The following is a 16,930-nucleotide window of genomic DNA, read 5'->3' as shown; positions in this document are numbered from 1 at the left end:
CAATGAAGGCCGGAGTAGCGGGGGTGCGGGATGACCTCGACCGAGGTGGTCGACCGGGTGGCCGAGACGGGACCCGCGCCGGCCGGAGGCGGTACCGCGGTGCCGGCCGGACGCCCGGTGCCCGCGCGGAGCCCCGCGGCCGGAGCGCGGACGGGTAGGGGCCTGCGGGTCGTCGTCCCGGCACTGCTCGGGCTGGTCGTCGTCGGCCTCTGGTACCTGGTCAGCCTGGTGGTGCTGGAGCCGCGCCGACAGTTCATCCTCCCGCCGCCGCACGAGGTGTTCCTCGAGGCGTTCCTCGACGGCGACTCCCTGCTGGAGCTGCTCGGCCCGCTCGGGACCACCGCCCGGGTCGCGCTCACCGGCCTGGCGTTGGCCGCCGCGCTCGGGCTCACCCTCGCGATGGTGATGAGCCAGTCGCGCTGGGTCGAGGTCGCCGTCTACCCCTACGCGGTGGCGCTGCAGAGCATCCCCATCCTGGCGCTGGTGCCGCTGATCGCGTTCGCACTCGGCTACGGGTTCGGCAGCCGGCTGGTGGTCGTGGTGCTGATCTGCCTCTTCCCGATCATCACCAACACGCTGTTCGGCCTGCAGTCGGCCAGCGAGGAGATGCACGACCTGTTCAGCCTGCACGGGGCCGGTCGCGTGGTACGGCTGCGCAAGCTGCAGGTCCCGGCAGCGCTGCCGGCCACCTTCGCCGGGCTGCGCATCTCGGCCGGGATGGCCGTCGTCGGTTCGATCGTGGCCGACTTCTTCTTCCGGCAGGGCGCGCCCGGCATCGGCCTGCAGATCGACGTCTACCGCAACAACCTCGACGGCGAGATGTTGTACGGCGCCATCCTGCTGGCCTCGCTCTTCGGCCTGGTCGTCTTCTGGACCTTCGGCTGGCTCGCCCACCTGGCCACCGGCGCCTGGTACCGCCCGCCCCGCCGCTGACGTCGTCCGCCGTTCCACCGGCCGGCGACCCGTCGGCCGATCCCACCACCCCTCCCGTGAGGAGACCCCATGTCCGCTGCCCGGCGCACCTCCCGCCGCCCGGCCCGGTCGCTCGGCCCCGGTGCTGCGCTCCTGACCGCCTCCCTCGTGCTGGCCGCCTGCGGCGGCTCGGCCGACGACGACGCCGCCGCGGCCGTCGGCGGTGACGGCGCGCTCTCGGACTGCCCCGCGACCGTCGTGCTGCAGACCAACTGGTTCCCCGAGCCCGAGCACGCCGCCGCCTACCAGCTCATCGACCCGGCGGAGGCCACCCTCGACGCCGAGGCAGGCATCTACTCCGGCCCGGCCGTCGCCGACGGGAACGTGACCGTCGAGATCCGGGCAGGTGGGCCGTTCATCGGCTTCCAGAGCAACACCGCCCTGCTCTACACCGACGACGAGGTCATGCTGGGCATGGTCGACACCGACGAGTCGGTCCGGCTCTCCGCCGAACAGCCCACCCAGGCCGTGGTCACCCCGCTCGAGCTCAACCCGCAGGTGCTGCTGTGGGACCCGGACAAGTACGACTTCGCCTCCTTCGCCGACATCGGGAAGAGCGATGCGACCGTCCTGTACTTCCAGGGCGCCACCTACATGGACTACCTGCGCCAGCAGGGCTTCGTCCGCGCCGAGCAGCTCGACGGCTCCTTCGACGGCTCGCTCACCCGGATCGTCGCCGGGGAGGACGTCGTCATCCAGGGGTACGTCACCCAGGAGCCGTGGCGGCTGGAGAACGAGTTCACCGACTTCGGCAAGGAGCCGGGCTACCTGACCCTCGGGGACGCCGGCTACGACACCTACGGCTCCGCGTGGGCCGGGACGCCGGAGTCGGTGGAGGCCAACAGCGCCTGCCTGAGCCAGCTGGTGCCGCTGCTGCAGCAGGGCCAGGTCGACTACATGTACGACCCGACGCCGGTCAACGAGGCGATCTCCGCGTACCTGGAGGAGATCGGCCAGTTCTTCCAGATCACCCCGGAGCGGGCCGCGGCGATCACCGACTCACTGCACGAGGACGGCATCGTCGCCAACGCCCCCGACGGGACCCTCGGCGCCTTCGACGCCGACCGGATGGAGCGGATGACCGAGCTGCTCACCGGCGTGTTCGACGACCTGGGCACCGAGCTGGCCGACGGGCTGACCGCCGAGGACATCTACACCAACGAGTTCATCGACCCCTCGATCAGCTACGACCGGTCCCGCTACGTCCCGCAGAGCGGTTCGTGAGCCGGCGACCGGGCGGGGGAGCACGCCGGTGAAGATCACCGAGATCACGGCGTTGCCGCTGCTCATGCGCAGCGCCAACCAGCCGATGACCTTCTTCGTCGTCCGGGTGGCCACCGACGACGGCCGGGTCGGGCTGGGGGAGGCCTGCGACTGCTTCGGCGTCTCCCACCCGACCGTGCTGGCCCGCATCGTCGAGGACGTGTTCGCCCCGGCGCTGCTGGGGGCCGAGGTCGGCGCCGGCGGCCCGGCCGTGGACGCCGTCGCGCAGGCGACCCGCCGGACGCTGGGTGCCGGGACGGTCGCCGCGCAGGCCCGCAGCGCGGTGGCGATCGCGCTGACCGACCTGGCGGCGCAGGAGGCCGGCCGGTCGGTCAGCGACGTCCTCGGACGGGTGCGCGACAGCGTGCGGGTCTACGTCGGCAGCAGCCCCTTCCTCGAGACCAGCAGTGCCACGGAGCACCTCGACCGGCTGGCCCCGGCGCTGGACCGCGGCGTGGACATGGTCAAGATGCGGATCGGGCTCGACTGGCGGGGTGCCCTGCGGGTGCTGGCCGACCTGCGCGCCCTGCTCGGGGACGCGGTCGAGGTCGCCGTCGACGCCAGCGAGTTCTTCACCCTGGCCGAGGCGCTGCGCATCGCCGACGGGCTGGTCGACCTGGACGTGGCCTGGCTGGAGGAGCCGCTGCCCTACGAGCAGCGGCCGGCCATCGCCGAGCTGGCCCGCCGCACCCGGGTGCCGTTGGCCTACGGGGAGCACCTGTTCACCCTCGGCGAGGCCGCGGAGGCGATCGCCGGCGGGGTGAGCGTGGTGCAGCCCGACGCGTCCATCTGCGGCGGGGTCGAGCCGGCGCGGGCGGTCGCCGCCCTCGCCGCCGCGCGGGGGGCCCGGGTGGTGGGGCACCACCACGGGGGCGTGGTCTCGATGGCGGCCAACCTGCACGTCGCCGCCTCCGCACCGGCGCTGGACCTGCTGGAGTTCCCGGTGCACCTGGACCCGCTGCTGCGCGACTCGGCCGGGGCGGACCTCGGGTTGTCGGCCATCGTCGCCGGGCGGCTGCCGGTGCCCACCGGGCCGGGACTGGGGGTGACGGTGGCACCGGAGGCCCTCGACCGGTACGCCCTCCGGCCGTGAGGGTGCTCGTCACCGGCAGCCGCGGTCAGGTGGGCCGGGCGGTCGTCGACCGGCTGGTCGACGCCGGGCACGACGTCCGGGGCACCGACCTCGGGTCGCCGGCCTACGCGGGGGGAGAACCGGTGCCCTACGTCCGGGCCGATCTCACCGACGCCGGGCAGGCCCTCGCCGTCGCCCGGGACGTCGACGCCGTGGTCCACACCGCGGCGCTGCCACGCCCGGGGCTGGACCCCGACCACGTGGTGTTCGGGGTCAACACCGCGGCCGCCTTCGCGGTGGTCGACGCCGCCGCCCGGTCCGGGGTGCGCCGCTTCGTGGCGCTCTCCTCCGACAGCGTCGCGGGCATCACCTGGGCCGCGGTGCCCGGGCCGCCGGCGTTCCTGCCGATCGACGAGACCCACCCGGACCGCCCCGAGGACCCGTACGCGTTGAGCAAGCAGGTGGGGGAGTTGCTCTGCGACGCGTTCGTGCGCCGCACCGCGGGCACGGCGGTGTCGGTCCGGGCGACCTGGGTGATGACGCCGGAGACCTACGCGGGCAACCTCGGTCCCTTCCTGCGCGACCGGGCCGTGCCCAGCCCGATGTTCTGGTCCTACGTCGACGTCGCGGACCTGGCCGAGCTGCTGGTGCTGGCCGTCGAGGCGGACACCCCCGGGCACGAGGTGGTCTACGCGGCCGCTGCGGACAACGCCGGGGGCCGGGACCTGCGCGCCGAGGCGCTCGCCGTCCACCCCGGGCTGGAGGTGCGGCCGCTGGACCGGCCGGACGCCAGCGCGATCAGCAGCGCGAAGGCCCGCCGGCTGTTCGGCTGGATGCCGAGCCGCAGCTGGCGCGACCACCTCGCCGCGGACGGCCGGCCGCTGCGCTGACCCCGGCGGGGTCCCCAGGTCCGCGGTCCGTGGCGGTTACCGTCCGGCGCATGACGCAGCCGCCTCCACCGCCGGGCTGGTACCCCGACCCGGCCGGCGGTGGCGGCCTGCGCTGGTGGGACGGCAGCGCCTGGAGCCCGCACACCCAGTCGCACACCCAGGTCCCGCACATCCAGCCTGAGCACCCGCGGTCGGTGCTGCTGGAGCAGCCGGTGCTCGTCGTCCGGCAGCGCACCAAGCTGGTCGAGCTCACCAACGAGTACGCCGTGCTGGACGGCGCCGGGCAGCAGGTGGGCGCCGTCGTCCAGGTGGGGCAGAGCAGCCTGCGCAAGGCGTTCCGGCTGATGTCGCGCTGGGACCAGTTCCTCACCCACACCCTCGAGGTGCGCGACGCCGCCGGCCCGGTGCTGCTGCTCACCCGCCCGGCGAAGCTGCTGCGGTCGCGGGTGCTGGTGGTCCGGCCCGACGGCACGCCGGTGGGGGAGGTCCACCAGGCGAACGTGGTCGGGCACATCCGGTTCGACCTGGTGGTGGCCGACCGGCTGGTGGGGGCGATCCAGGCGGAGAACTGGCGGGCCTGGGACTTCGCGGTCACCGACGCCGCCGGGGCCGAGGTCGCCCGGATCACCAAGACCTGGGAGGGGCTGGCCCGCACCCTGCTCACCACGGCCGACGACTACCTGGTGCGGGTGCACCAGCGGCTGCCCGACCCGCTGGCGAGCCTGGTGCTGGCCAGCGCGCTGACCGTGGACACCGCGCTGAAGCAGGACGCGCGCGGCCTCAACTGAGTCCGCGATCGATCGGGCCGCCACGAGCATGGGGGCCGGGGGCACGGGTACGGTGGTGAACGTCCGGGCCGGGCGACCTGTGTCCCCGGGCTCCACTTGATAACTGCCGCTGGGGAACACCGCTCCGACCTCGGTCGGGGGTCTGGAGCCTCAGATGTGCAAAACGCCGCGAGGCGACCAGCGTCCGGTCCGGACCTCACCGACGACGAAGCCCCCGCTCTCCTCGAGAGCGGGGGCTTCGTCGCGCGGGTCCTCCTACTCGGTCTGGCCGAGCAGCCAGCCGTGCTCGCCGGTCAGCGCGTTGGCTGCCGAGGGGCCCCAGGAGCCGGGCTCGTAGGGGTGCACCTCGGGCCGGGCGTCGAGCACCGGCTGCAGCGCCCGCCAGGTCTGGGCCAGCCCCTCGCTGGTGGTGAACAGCGAGCGGTCACCGACCAGCACGTCGTGGATCAGCGAGACGTAGGGCGGCAGCGGCTCGCCGCCGGGGATCTTCGACAGGTCCAGCGAGACCCGCGCCGGTGCCATCGCCAGGTCCGGCCCCGGCTTCTTGGCCATGACGTCGATGTCCACCGAACCCGCCCCGGCCAGCGACAGGGAGACGACGTTGCCGTTGGCCGGCACGTCGTCCACCGGGCCCTTCGGGCGGTGCAGGATCAGGCTGACCCGCTGCTGCTTGGCGGCCAGCCGCTTGCCGGTGCGCAGCAGGAACGGCACCCCGCGCCAGCGACCGGAGTCGATGCAGAGCCGGGCGGCGACGAAGGTGTCGGTGTCGCTGTCGTCCGGGACGCCGTCCAGCTCGCGGTAGCCCTGGAACTGGCCCAGGACGACGTCCTCGGGGGCCAGTGGCCGGAACTTCGACAGCACCGACTCGCGGGCGGAGAGGATGTCGTTGGCCGAGAAGCTGACCGGGGGCTCCATCGCCACCTCGGCGGCGACCTGGAACAGGTGGGTGACCAGCATGTCCAGGGTCGCGCCGGTGGCGTCGTAGAAGTCGGCGCGGTCGGCGACGTCGAGGTCCTCGGGGACGTCGATCTGCACCTGGGCGACGTGCTCGCGGCTCCAGACGTGCTCGAACAGGCCGTTGGCGAAGCGCAGCGCGTGCAGGTCCTGGGTGCCCTCCTTGCCCAGGAAGTGGTCGATCCGGAAGACCTGCTCCTCGTCGAAGACCGAGTGCACGACGGCGTCCAGCTCGCGGAAGCCCTCCGGGGAGTCGCCGAACGGCTTCTCGTAGACCACCCGGGCACCCTCGGCGAGCCCGTGCTCGCCCAGCGCCTCCGTGTAACCGGTGAACGCCTTGGGCGGCAGGGACAGGTAGTGCACGAGCTGCGCCTCGTCGCCGATCTCGGCGCGCGCCTTGGCGACGACGTCCAGCAGCTGACCCGGGTCCTCGACGGTGAACCCGCCGCCGGCGAAGCGCAGCCGGGCGGAGAACTCCTCCCACGGGCCCTCGTCGGGGGAGGGGCCGAACTCGGTCAGGGACTCACGGACGTGGTCGACGAACTCCTCGTCGGTCCGCTCGCCGCGGCCGCTGCCGATGAGCCGCCACTCGTCGGGCAGCAGGCCGTGCTGGGCCAGCTGGAAGAACGCCGGGAGCACCATCCGGCGGGCCAGGTCACCGGTCGCGCCGTACAGCACGAACACGGTCGGGGTCAGGTCGTTCGCGCCGTTCTCGGGCACTGTCGTCCTCTCACACGTCGTCCGGGCCGAGTCCGCCAGGGACCGGCCCCAGGGGATGCCGCCCACGACGTCGGGGGTGCACCGAGCTGTTCCCGTCAACCGCCCGGTGTCCGGCAGTCTTCCCCATCCCCGCTCCGCTGCGCGCGCCGATCACGGTGTGTGGGCCGCGGCTGGGAGTGGGCAACCAGTGGTCATGAGACGACCTGCGCTGCTCGCCCTGCCCGCTGCCGCCGTCCTCGCCCTGACCGCCTGTGGCGGGGAGGCCGACGAGGAGCCGACCCCCGCCGTCGGCACCACGTTCGCCGACGAGGACGTGCCGGACACCGCCGCGCCGACCGAGACCGGCCGCGCCTCGGGTGCCCCGGTCGCCGACGTGGAGTTCGCGGACCAGTCCGGGGACGGCAGCTCGGTCACCGTCGACCGGGTCGCGATGACCGTGGACGGGTTCGTCGCGATCCTGACCGACGACGGCGACGACGACGACGAGACCATGGGCGAGCTGCTGGGTTCGGCCGCGGTGGAGGCCGGGGAGGCGACCGACGTCGAGGTCCAGCTCTCCCCGGCGCTGACCGAGGACACCGAGCTGGAGGCGGTCCTCTACGGCGACACCGACGAGGACGGCGAGTTGGACCCGACGGTCGACCAGCGCGTCCCGGACACCGACGACGACGGTTTCGTCTCCGAGGACGCCTCCTACACCGTGCAGTGACCGCGGCCGAGGCCCCTCGGGCGCCGGTCTGAGGGGCCTCAGGGAGCCCGCCACCGCGGAGAACTGCCCGATCACCCGATCCCGGCGGTGCCCCCTCAGGACGACCGTCCTCCTCGTCCACCCACGGACGACACGAGGAGACGGTCATGGCGCACTACCCCAACCCCGCCCTGGAGGCCGAGCTGGCCTACCGCCGGGAGCTGGTCGAACGGGCCTTCGCCCGGGGCAGCCGGCGCGGGTCCTGGACGGCCCGCCGGCGGCGGGCGCGCTGAACCGCGCGGACGCCGTCGCGTCGGTGGTCCGTGCCACGATCACCGGCGTGCCGCGCTGGGACGAGGGTCCGCTGGTCGGCCGGGCGAGCGAGCTCGGCCGGCTGCTGGCGCACGTCGACGCGGCGGCCGGGGGGCGCCCGTCGGGGGTGCTGGTCGGCGGGGACGCCGGGGTGGGCAAGACCCGGCTGATCGACGAGCTGTCCCGCCGGGCCAGCGGCGACGGCGTCCGGGTGCTCACCGGGCACTGCGTCGACCTGGGCGACGTCGGCCTGCCCTACCTGCCCTTCGTCGACCTGCTGCGGCCGGTGCTCACCGACCCGGAGCTGGCGCCGGTGCTGGCCAGCCACCCGGTGCTGAGCGGCCTGCTCGGCGGTGGCTCGGTGCCCGAGCGCGCCGGCACGGAGCTGGGCCAGCCGTCGCCGCACCGCACCCTGAGCCCGCCGGACGACGACGGCCGGCTCCAGCTGTTCGCGTCGGTGGCCGCGCTGCTGGGCGAGCTGGCCACCGAGCAGCCGGTGCTCGTCGTCCTGGAGGACCTGCACTGGGCCGACCGCTCCAGCCGCGACCTGCTGCGCTACCTGCTGGCCCGGCTGGTCGACGAGCGGGTGGCCGTCGTCGCCTCCTACCGCGCCGACGACCTGCACCGCCGGCACCCGCTGCGCCCGCTGCTCGCCGAGCTGGTGCGGCTGCCGCGCGTCGAGCGGCTGCTGCTCGAGCCGCTGGCCGACGCGGAGGTGGCGACGCTGGTCCGCCGGCTGGCCGCCGGGTCGGGGAGCCCCTCCGCCGCGACCGTCGAGGACGTCGTCGCCCGGGCGGAGGGCAACGCCTTCTACGCGGAGGAGCTGGTCGCGGCGGGGCTGGCGGGCGAGGCGCTGCCCGGTGGGCTGTCCGAGGTGCTGCTGGCCCGGGTCGAGCAGGTGACCCCGGCCGCCCAGCAGGTGCTCCGGGTGGCCGCCGTCGCCGGTCGCTCGGTGCGGCACGAGCTGGTGTCCGCGGTGTCCTGGAAGAGCCCGGAGGAGACGGAGCAGGCGCTGACCGAGGCGGTGCACCACCACCTGCTGGTGGTCTCCGGCGACGGCCGCTACCGCTTCCGGCACGCGCTGCTGCGGGAGGCCGTGCTGGCCGACCTGCTGCCCGGTGAGCGGGTGCGGCTGCACGCCGCCGTGGCGGCCCAGTTGGCCGCGCGGCCGGAGGCGGGGACGGCGGCCGAGCGCGCCCACCACCTGCGCGAGAGCAACGACCTGCCCGGGGCGCTGAGCGCCTCGCTGGAGGCGGCGGAGGCCGCCCGCCGGGTGGGCGCACCCGCCGAGCAGCTGCAGCACCTGGAGGCGGTGCTCGCGCTGTGGGCGGCGGTGCCCGACGCGGCCGAGCGCGCCGGCCGCCCGCAGTGGACGGTGCTGCTGGACACCGCGTCGGCGGCCCGCGCGGTCGGTGACCTGCACCGGGCGGTGGCGCTGCTGCGCTCGGCCGGTGAGCTGCTGGGCGCCGACGGCGACCCGGCGGCCCGCGCCAGGGTGCACTACACGCTCGCGCAGGTGCTGGGCCGGATCGAGGAGGCGGCCGAGGCGCATCGGGAGAGCGCCGCGGCGATGGCGCTGGTGCCGGCCCAGCCACCCTCGGCGGTGCGCACCTGGGCGGCGGCGACGCACGCCCGCACCAGCTACTCCCTGGGCCTGGTCGCCGAGGCGGACGCGGCGGCGGAGGAGGCGCTGGCCGCCGCGGACGTCCTCGGGCTGGACAGCGCGTGGGCCGACACCGCCGTCTCCCTCGCCCGCGGGTCGGGTGCCGGTGACCGGGCCGCGGTGCGGACCCGGTTCGAGGAGGCGCGGGCACGGGCCGTCCGGTCCGGCGACGCCGACGTGGAGATGCGGGTGTGGTTCAGCCAGGCGATCACCGCCCACGACGCCGGGAACGTGGCCGAGGCGCTGGCGCACGCCACCGCCGGGCTGGCCCGGGCGGCGACGCTGGGCGTCGAGTGGTCGTTCTACGGCGCGGAGCTGCGGCACCTGGAGGTGCTGACCCGGTACGTGCTCGGCGACTGGGACGGCAGCCTGGCCGCCGCCGACGCGCTGGCCCGGGTGCCGGACATGGCCGCGCACGTGCGCGCCGACGGGCTGCTGGTGCTGGTCGGCCGGGGTGATCCGCGCGCCGGCGAGCGGCTGGCCTGGGCGCGGGGGCCGGCGGCCCGCTGGGACAACCACGTGCTGCTGATGCTGGCCACGGTGGCCGCGGAGATCGAGCTGGCCGGCCGGGCCGGTGACGCCGCGGCGGCGGTCGAGCGGGCCCGGTTCGCCGACCGCCGGCTGCGCGAGCTGTGGGTGGACGAGCGGCTCGCCTCGGTGCGGCTGGTGGCGACCGCGCTGGCGGCGGTCGGCGACGCGGTCGCCGCGGCCCGGCGGGCCGGGGACGAGCCGGCCGTGGCCCGCTGGGCGACGGACGCGGCGGAGCTGGCCGAGGTGGGCCGGTCGGCGGCCCGGGTGCCGTTCCCGGTGGGGATCGAGGCCCGCGCGTGGGGCACCCGGCTGGAGGCCGAGCTGGCCCGGGTGCGCGGCGAGGCCGCGGTGGAGCTGTGGCGGCGGGCGGTGGAGGAGTTCGGCGGCCTCGGGCACGGCTACGAGCAGGCGCGTTCCCGGTTGCGGCTGGCCGAGGCGCTGCTGGCGGCCGACGACCGCGCGGGCGCGGCCGCCGAGCTCCCCGCGGCCCACGACGTGGCGGTGCGGCTGGGCGCCGAGCCGCTGCGGACGGCGGTCGAGGCGCTGGCCCGCCGCGGCCGGCTGGAGCTGCCAGGCGTCCGCACCCCCGAGGCGGGCACGGTGTTCACCCCGCGCGAGCGGGAGGTGCTGGCGCTGGCGGCGCAGGGCCGAACCAACCGGCAGATCGGCGCGGAGCTGTTCATCAGCGAGAAGACCGCCAGCGTGCACGTGAGCAACATCCTCGCCAAGCTCGGTGCCGCCAGCCGCGCGGAGGCGGTGGCCATCGCCGCCGACCGCGGGCTGCTCAGCTGAGCCGGCTCCCCCTCCGGCAGTTGATCATCGGCGAGCGGCTGCGCCCGGTGGCGTGTCGTCCAGCCATTCGCCGATGATCAGCGCGCGATGTCAGCGTTCGGCCGGGTGAAGCGGGCGCGGACCCGCTCGACCCACTCGTCCAGCACGTTCGTGCGGTCCCCGGGTGCGGTGGGCGCGGCCGGCATCAGCAGCCACAGCGCCAGGTAGAGGAAGACCCCGGCGCCGCCGGCGAAGACGAGCCCGACGAAGCCGAGGCGCCACAGCAGCGCGTCGACGCCGGTGTGCCGGGCCAGGCCGGCCGCGACACCGCCGAGCATCAGGTCCGTCCGGCTGCGCTGCAGCGGCGGGCGCGCGGAAGGGTCCTGCGGGGTATCGGTGTGCTGGTTCTCGGTGTGCGGGCTCTCGGTGTGCTGGGTCTCGGTGTGGACTGTCTCGGTCATGGCACCAGCCTGCGTGCGGCGACGCCCCGGCGGCATCGGGGAACGCCCGGATCCGACCCTGGACCCGCGGCTCGGGGTCGGCCTCGCTCAGAGCATGGTGCGCAGGCGTTCGCGGCGGGCGCGGAGCACGTCCACCGACGCCGAGGCCGACGGCGGCCCGGGCACCGACTGGCGCAGCTGGGTGTGCACCACGGCCTGCGGGGTCGCGGTCTTCGCCGCGACGCGGTTGACCAGCCGGTTGATCTCCCGGCGGAGGTCGGTGGCGTCGCGCCAGGAGCGGCCGGCCTCGTCCTCCTCCGGGTGGTCCTCGACGACCATGAACCCGTCGTCGTCGCCCTGCCGGTGCGAGGCGGCGATCCGGGCCCGCAGCTCGTCGTCCCGCTTGGACAGCAGCTCGGCGGTCTGCGCCGGGGTCAGCAGCCCGGGGATGCCGAGGAAGTCCTCCGCGTCGGCCGCGAGCGGCTCCACGGCACCGCTGCCCGCGCCGGTGTGCGCCGTCCCGCTGGACAGCACGTGCGCGAACCGGGCGTCGGCCTCCAGCGCCTCCCACTGCTTGAGCTCGCCCTCGCGCGGCTCCCGCGGCGGCAGGTCCAGCGCCTCCAGCTCCTCGTCGGGCTGGGTCTTCGGCGGCGGCATGACGTGGTTGCGCTGCTCCTCCATCGACGCGGCCAGCGACAGCAGCGGGCGGACGGCGGGGAGGAAGACGGTCGCCGACTCGTGAGGGGCCCGGGCGCGCACCACACGGCCGACGGCCTGGGCGAAGAACAGCGGCGTCCGGTAGGAGGTCATCCAGGCCAGGACGGCGGCGCGCGGCACGTCGACGCCCTCGGAGACCATCCGCACGCAGACCGCGATCCGGGCGCCGCCCTTGTTGAACTTCTCGATCTTCTTCGACGCCTTGGGGTCGTCGGAGAGGATCAGCTCCGGCGCCTTCCCGGTCACCCGACGGACGATCTTGGCGTACTCGCGGGCGTCGTCCTGGTCGCTGGCCAGCACCAGCCCGGCGGCGTCGGGCATGCCGCCCTCCTCGCGGAGGTGGGTGATCCGGTCGTCCATCGCGGCGATCACGTGCGGCACCCACTGGCCCTTGGGGTCCAGCGCGGTGCGCCAGGCCTGCATCTCCACCGACCGCGTGCCGGCCTCGGAGAGCGACGCGGCGACGACCTCGCCGGCGGAGTTCCGCCAGCGGGACGTGCCGGTGTAGGCGGCGAACACGACGGGGCGGACGACGCTGTCGGCCAGCGCCTCCTTGTAGCCGTAGGTGAAGTCGGCCGTCGACATCAGGCCGCCCTGGCCCTCGAACCCGTCCTCCACGTACTTCACGAAGGGGATGCGCTCGTCGGCCTTGGTGCGGAACGGCGTCCCGGTCAGGCACAGCCGGCGGGCCGCGCGGCCGTAGGCCTCCTCGACCGCCTCGCCCCAGGACAGGCCGTCGCCGGCGTGGTGCACCTCGTCCAGGATCACCAGCGTCTTGACCGTCGTCGCCCGGGCGGCGTGCAGCATCGGCTTGCCGGCCACCTGCGCGTAGGTGGTCACGTAGCCCTGCGTGCCGGCGCGCACCGGGCCCACGGCGTTGGTCAGGTTGGGGTCGAGCACGATGCCCATCGCGTCGGCCGCGTCGGCCCACTGCAGGCGCAGGTGGTCGGTCGGGCAGACCACGATCACCCGGGCGACCTCGCGGCGGGACAGCAGCCGGGCGGCCAGGGTCAGCGCGAAGGTGGTCTTCCCCGCGCCCGGGGTCGCGGTGACCAGGAAGTCCTTCGGGGACTCCTCCTCGTACTTGCCGAGGGCCGCCTGCTGCCAGGCCCGGAGCGGTCGGCTGGTCGTCTGCGGGGCCCGGGCCGCCGCCTGTGTTGCAGTCGCCATGTCGGGAGTCATTCTGGACGGCGACCGGGCAACACGCCCAACCACCCACCTCCCGCGCGCGTCCCGGGCTGCGACGTATGGCGGCGGGCGGCGCGTCGCTGACCTGCGGTGATGCCATGGGGCGGGGCGGGGTGTGGCGCTCGTCATGATCGAGCCGGACCGTCTCGTCACCCTCGCCGGTCCCGTCGTCCCCAACCGCCCCGTGACGGCGTCCGGAGGCCCGGTCCAGAGGGGCACGACGGGGTGATCGGGTCGGCGCGCCGACGGACCTGCCCGCCGCGACGTAGGCTGACGGCGGCCCCTCGACCAGGAGGCCCGTTCGGCCCGGCCCCCAGCGGGACACCCCCCGCTGCCCGGCGCCGCCTCATCCCACCGCGCCGCCCTCCCCGCGCCATGGCCTCCTGGAGTCCTCGTGTCCGCTGCCGTCCTGTCCCGCGCCCTGCCTCCGCTCGCCCAGCGGCTCGGCGGGGTCGCCAGTTCCCCCGTCCGCGAGCTGCTGGCGCTGCTCGACCGGCCGGGCGTCATCTCCTTCGCCGGCGGCCTGCCCGCACCCGAGCTCTTCGACCTGGACGGCGTCCGGGCCGCCTACGACGCCGTGCTCTGGGGCCCGCACGCCCGCCGCGCGCTGCAGTACGCGCCGACCGAGGGTGACCGTCAGCTGCGGGCGCGGGTGGCCGGCCGGATGACCGCCCGCGGCATGCTCAGCTCGGTCGACGACCTGCTGGTCACCTCCGGCTCCCAGCAGGGGCTGACGCTGGTCGCCACGGCGCTGCTCGATCCCGGCGCCGTCGTCCTGGTCGAGGACCCGACGTACCTGGCCGCGCTGCAGTGCTTCCAGCTGGCCGGTGCCCGCGTCGTCCCGGTCGCCACCGACGAGCACGGCATCGACCCGGCGGTGCTGGCGGAGACGATCCGGCGGGAGCGGCCGGCGCTGGTCTACCTGGTGCCGACCTTCGCGAACCCGACGGGGCGCACCATGCCCGAGCACCGGCGCGCCGAGGTGGTGGAGCTGACCGCCCGGCACGGCGTCTGGCTGGTGGAGGACGACCCCTACGGCGAGCTGCGCTACCGGGGCGCGGACGTCGCGCCGCTGGCTGCCCAGCCGGGGGCCGACGAGCACGTCGTCCACCTGGGCAGCTTCTCCAAGATCGCGGCCCCGGGGTTGCGGCTGGGCTGGCTGCGGGCGCCGTCCCGGCTGCTCCCGGCGCTGACCGTCGCCAAGCAGGCGGCCGATCTGCACACCTCGACGATCGACCAGGCCGCCGCGGCGGCCTGGTTCGCCGCCGCCGACGTGGAGGCCCACCTGCAGACGCTGCGGCGGGCCTACCGGCAGCGGCGGGACGCGATGGTGGCCGCGCTGCCGGCGACGCTGCCCGCGGGCAGCACCTGGACCGAGCCGGACGGCGGGATGTTCGTCTGGGCGCGGCTGCCCGGGGGCGTCGACACGGCCGAGCTGCTGCCGCGGGCGCTGGCGGCCGACGTCGCCTTCGTGCCGGGAGCCGCCTTCTACGCCGGGGCTCCGGACCGGTCGACGCTGCGGCTGTCGTTCACCACGCACACGCCCGACCGGATCGCCGAGGGCATGGCCCGGCTGGGCGGCGTGCTGCGCGGCTGACGTGCCGGAAAGGCCCCGCCCAGAGGCTCGCCCCGAGCTTGCGAGGGGTGAGGAGGGCGGGGTCCTTCCTCAGTCGGCGGGCTGGTCGACCCAGTCGGGGCCGTTGACCTCGCCGGGGCCGGCCAGGTCGGCGGCGTCGACGATCGTGTACGCGTAGCCCTGCTCGGCGAGGAACCGCTGCCGGTGGGCGGCGTACTCGCTGTCCAGGGTGTCGCGGCTGACCACGGTGTAGAAGTGCGCCTGCCGGCCGTCGGCCTTGGGCCGCAGCACCCGGCCGAGGCGCTGGGCCTCCTCCTGCCGGGAGCCGAACGTGCCCGACACCTGGACGGCGACCGCGGCCTCGGGCAGGTCGATGGAGAAGTTGGCGACCTTGGAGACGACGAGGGTCTTGATCTCGCCGGTGCGGAACGCCTGGAACAGCCGCTCGCGCTCCTTGTTCGACGTCGACCCCTGGATCACCGGGGCGTCGAGCGCCGCGCCGAGCTCGTCGAGTTGGTCGAGGTAGGCGCCGATGACGAGCTTCTGCTCGTCGGGGTGCCGCTCGAGCACCCGGCGGATCACCGGCAGCTTCGAGTGGGCGGTGGCCGCGATCCGGTACCGCTCCTCGGGCTCGGCGACCGCGTAGGTCATCCGCTCCTCGTCGTCGAGGGAGACCCGGACCTCGATGCACTCGGCCGGGGCGATGTGGCCCTGCGCCTCGATGTCCCGCCACGGGGCGTCGTACCGCTTGGGCCCGATGAGGGAGAAGACGTCGTCCTCGCGGCCGTCCTCGCGCACCAGCGTCGCGGTCAGCCCGAGGCGGCGTCGGGACTGCAGGTCGGCGGTGAGCCGGAAGATCGGTGCGGGGAGCAGGTGGACCTCGTCGTAGACGATCAGGCCCCAGTCCTGGGCGTCGAACAGATCCAGGTGCCGGTACTCGCCCTTCCGGCGGGTGGTGATCACCTGGTAGGTCGCGATGGTGACCGGCCGGATCTCCTTGCGCTCGCCGGAGTACTCGCCGATCTCCTCCTCGGTCAGGCTCGTCCGCGCGATCAGCTCACGCTTCCACTGCCGGCCGGAGACGGTGTTGGTGACCAGGATGAGCGTGGTCGCCTTCGCCTCGGCCATCGCCGCGGCGCCGACCAGCGTCTTGCCCGCGCCGCAGGGGAGGACGACGACGCCCGAGCCGCCCGCCCAGAAGCCGTCGACGGCCTCCTGCTGGTAGTCGCGCAGGTGCCAGTCGTCCTGGTCGAGCTCGATCGGGTGGGCCTGGCCGTCGACGTAGCCGGCGAGGTCCTCGGCCGGCCAGCCGATCTTCAGCAGCGCCTGCTTGAGCCGGCCGCGCTCGGAGGGGTGGACGACGACCGAGTCGGCGTCGATCCGGGCGCCGAGCATCGGAGCCACCCGCTTGCTGCGGACGACCTCCTCCAGCACGGCCTTGTCGGTGCTGGTGAGCGTCAGCCCGTGCACCGGGTGGTTGGCCAGGGTCAGCCGGCCGTAGCGGTCCATGGTGTCGGCGACGTCGACGAGCAGTGCGTGCGGCACCGGGTAGCGGGAGAAGCGGACCAGGGCGTCGACGACCTGCTCGGCGTCGTGCCCCGCGGCGCGGGCGTTCCACAGCGCCAGCGGGGTGACCCGGTAGGTGTGCACGTGCTCGGGGGAGCGCTCCAGCTCCGCGAACGGGGCGATCGCCGCCCGGCACTCCTTGGACTGCGGGTGGTCGACCTCGAGCAGCAGGGTCTTGTCCGACTGGACGATGAGGGGGCCGTCGCTCACGCGGGGGTTCCTTTGCTCGGAGACAGCGGCGCAGCACTCGCGCCGGACTGACCACGGTAACGCCGGTCGGGGGCAGGCCCTTCCGGCTCCAGGTGCCCGCTGTCGACACGGTGACATCTCGACATGACGACACCGGTCTGCCGAGGTGTCGCATGCCGAGGTGTCGCGCCGTGCTCGATCAGAAGGGCGGTGGGTCGTCTGCCGGTTCGGGTGGTGGTGGCTCGGGTCCGACGGCCCGTCCGGCTGCTTCGGGCGGGCTCGGTTCGGGCGGGCTCGGTCGGAGGCCCGGTGGGCGGGTGGTGCGGGTGACCCCGGAGGGGGTGGTGACGTGCAGGGTGCCGTCGGGATCCATCTCGAACCGCCAGCCGGGGGCGTGGGTCTTCAGGCGGTGGTGGGAGCGGCACAGGCAGCAGAGGTTGGCGCAGTCGGTCTCGCCGCCGCGGGAGTGTGGGATGACGTGGTCGAGGTCGGCCCAGCCGACACGTTGACCGCAGTTCGGGAAGCGGCAGCGCCGATCCCTGGTTGCGACGAAGGCACGTTGTCGCGCGGTGGGCTCGTAGCGTTCGGTCGCCGGTGGCGGGCCCAGCACCGCGCAGCCGCAGTCGCCGC

Annotated in this window: 14 protein-coding genes; 9 read left to right on the top strand and 5 right to left on the bottom strand. The window is 74.8% G+C overall.

The genetic code is table 11. The features are described 5' to 3' along the window. Positions 1-30 precede the first annotated feature (30 nt). The 5 genes from ACI79U_RS11210 (at position 31) to ACI79U_RS11190 (ending at position 4,985) form a co-directional block, all read left to right on the top strand. Positions 31-933, top strand: coding sequence for an ABC transporter permease (locus ACI79U_RS11210; RefSeq protein ID WP_457067654.1), 903 nt, complete (start codon positions 31-33; stop codon positions 931-933). Positions 934-1,002: 69 nt separating this feature from the next. After that, positions 1,003-2,196: an ABC transporter substrate-binding protein gene (locus ACI79U_RS11205; protein ID WP_457067657.1), complete on the top strand. Its 1,194-nt coding sequence runs from the start codon at positions 1,003-1,005 to the stop codon at positions 2,194-2,196. Positions 2,197-2,224: 28 nt separating this feature from the next. Next, complete coding sequence (locus ACI79U_RS11200) at positions 2,225-3,328, top strand: mandelate racemase/muconate lactonizing enzyme family protein (RefSeq protein ID WP_457067660.1); 1,104 nt, start codon at positions 2,225-2,227, stop codon at positions 3,326-3,328. Beyond that, complete coding sequence (locus tag ACI79U_RS11195; RefSeq protein ID WP_457067663.1) at positions 3,325-4,197, top strand: NAD-dependent epimerase/dehydratase family protein; 873 nt, start codon at positions 3,325-3,327, stop codon at positions 4,195-4,197. The genes ACI79U_RS11200 and ACI79U_RS11195 overlap by 4 nt, the downstream gene beginning before the upstream one ends. Positions 4,198-4,247: 50 nt before the next feature. Then, a complete protein-coding gene (locus tag ACI79U_RS11190; protein WP_457067666.1) occupies positions 4,248-4,985 on the top strand; it encodes a phospholipid scramblase-related protein in 738 nt (245 codons plus the stop codon). 255 nt (positions 4,986-5,240) lie between these two features. On the opposite strand, the gene ACI79U_RS11185 is transcribed toward ACI79U_RS11190, so the two are convergent. Continuing rightward, on the bottom strand, positions 5,241-6,659 hold the full coding sequence (locus tag ACI79U_RS11185; protein ID WP_457067669.1) for a glucose-6-phosphate dehydrogenase: 1,419 nt from the start codon (positions 6,657-6,659) through the stop codon (positions 5,241-5,243). Positions 6,660-6,852: 193 nt separating this feature from the next. Here ACI79U_RS11185 and ACI79U_RS11180 point away from each other — a divergent pair, with 193 nt between their 5' ends. The 3 genes from ACI79U_RS11180 to ACI79U_RS11170 all read left to right on the top strand — a co-directional run bounded on the left by ACI79U_RS11180 (position 6,853) and on the right by ACI79U_RS11170 (position 10,645). Continuing rightward, positions 6,853-7,368 carry a DUF7282 domain-containing protein gene (locus tag ACI79U_RS11180; RefSeq protein WP_457067672.1) on the top strand — a complete coding sequence of 172 codons (516 nt, stop codon included), beginning with the start codon at positions 6,853-6,855 and terminating at the stop codon, positions 7,366-7,368. A 146-nt stretch (positions 7,369-7,514) separates the two neighbouring features. Beyond that, positions 7,515-7,640, top strand: coding sequence for a hypothetical protein (locus tag ACI79U_RS11175; RefSeq protein ID WP_457067675.1), 126 nt, complete (start codon positions 7,515-7,517; stop codon positions 7,638-7,640). A 23-nt stretch (positions 7,641-7,663) separates the two neighbouring features. After that, positions 7,664-10,645, top strand: coding sequence for a helix-turn-helix transcriptional regulator (locus tag ACI79U_RS11170; protein WP_457067678.1), 2,982 nt, complete (start codon positions 7,664-7,666; stop codon positions 10,643-10,645). Positions 10,646-10,722: 77 nt separating this feature from the next. Here ACI79U_RS11170 and ACI79U_RS11165 read toward each other — a convergent pair whose 3' ends face one another. Both ACI79U_RS11165 and ACI79U_RS11160 read right to left on the bottom strand, forming a co-directional pair. Then, the gene (locus ACI79U_RS11165; RefSeq protein ID WP_457067680.1) at positions 10,723-11,085 is read right to left on the bottom strand and encodes a PspC domain-containing protein; all 363 of its coding nucleotides are present in this window, start codon (positions 11,083-11,085) and stop codon (positions 10,723-10,725) included. Between the two features lie 87 nt (positions 11,086-11,172). Then, a complete protein-coding gene (locus ACI79U_RS11160) occupies positions 11,173-12,951 on the bottom strand; it encodes a DEAD/DEAH box helicase (RefSeq protein WP_457067683.1) in 1,779 nt (592 codons plus the stop codon). 412 nt (positions 12,952-13,363) lie between these two features. Between ACI79U_RS11160 and ACI79U_RS11155 the strand changes: the two genes are divergently transcribed. After that, the gene (locus tag ACI79U_RS11155) at positions 13,364-14,566 is read left to right on the top strand and encodes an aminotransferase-like domain-containing protein (protein ID WP_457067685.1); all 1,203 of its coding nucleotides are present in this window, start codon (positions 13,364-13,366) and stop codon (positions 14,564-14,566) included. 69 nt (positions 14,567-14,635) lie between these two features. On the opposite strand, the gene ACI79U_RS11150 is transcribed toward ACI79U_RS11155, so the two are convergent. Together ACI79U_RS11150 and ACI79U_RS11145 are read right to left on the bottom strand one after the other, a co-directional pair. Then, complete coding sequence (locus ACI79U_RS11150) at positions 14,636-16,321, bottom strand: DNA repair helicase XPB (protein WP_457067688.1); 1,686 nt, start codon at positions 16,319-16,321, stop codon at positions 14,636-14,638. 178 nt (positions 16,322-16,499) lie between these two features. Then, on the bottom strand, positions 16,500-16,930 hold a 431-nt coding region (locus tag ACI79U_RS11145; RefSeq protein ID WP_457067691.1), incomplete at its 5' end, for an HNH endonuclease.

Source organism: Modestobacter sp. SYSU DS0904 (assembly GCF_054051115.1).
The sequence above is the reverse complement of the archived record's forward strand: the minus strand, read 5'-3'. Positions and strand labels throughout refer to the sequence as shown.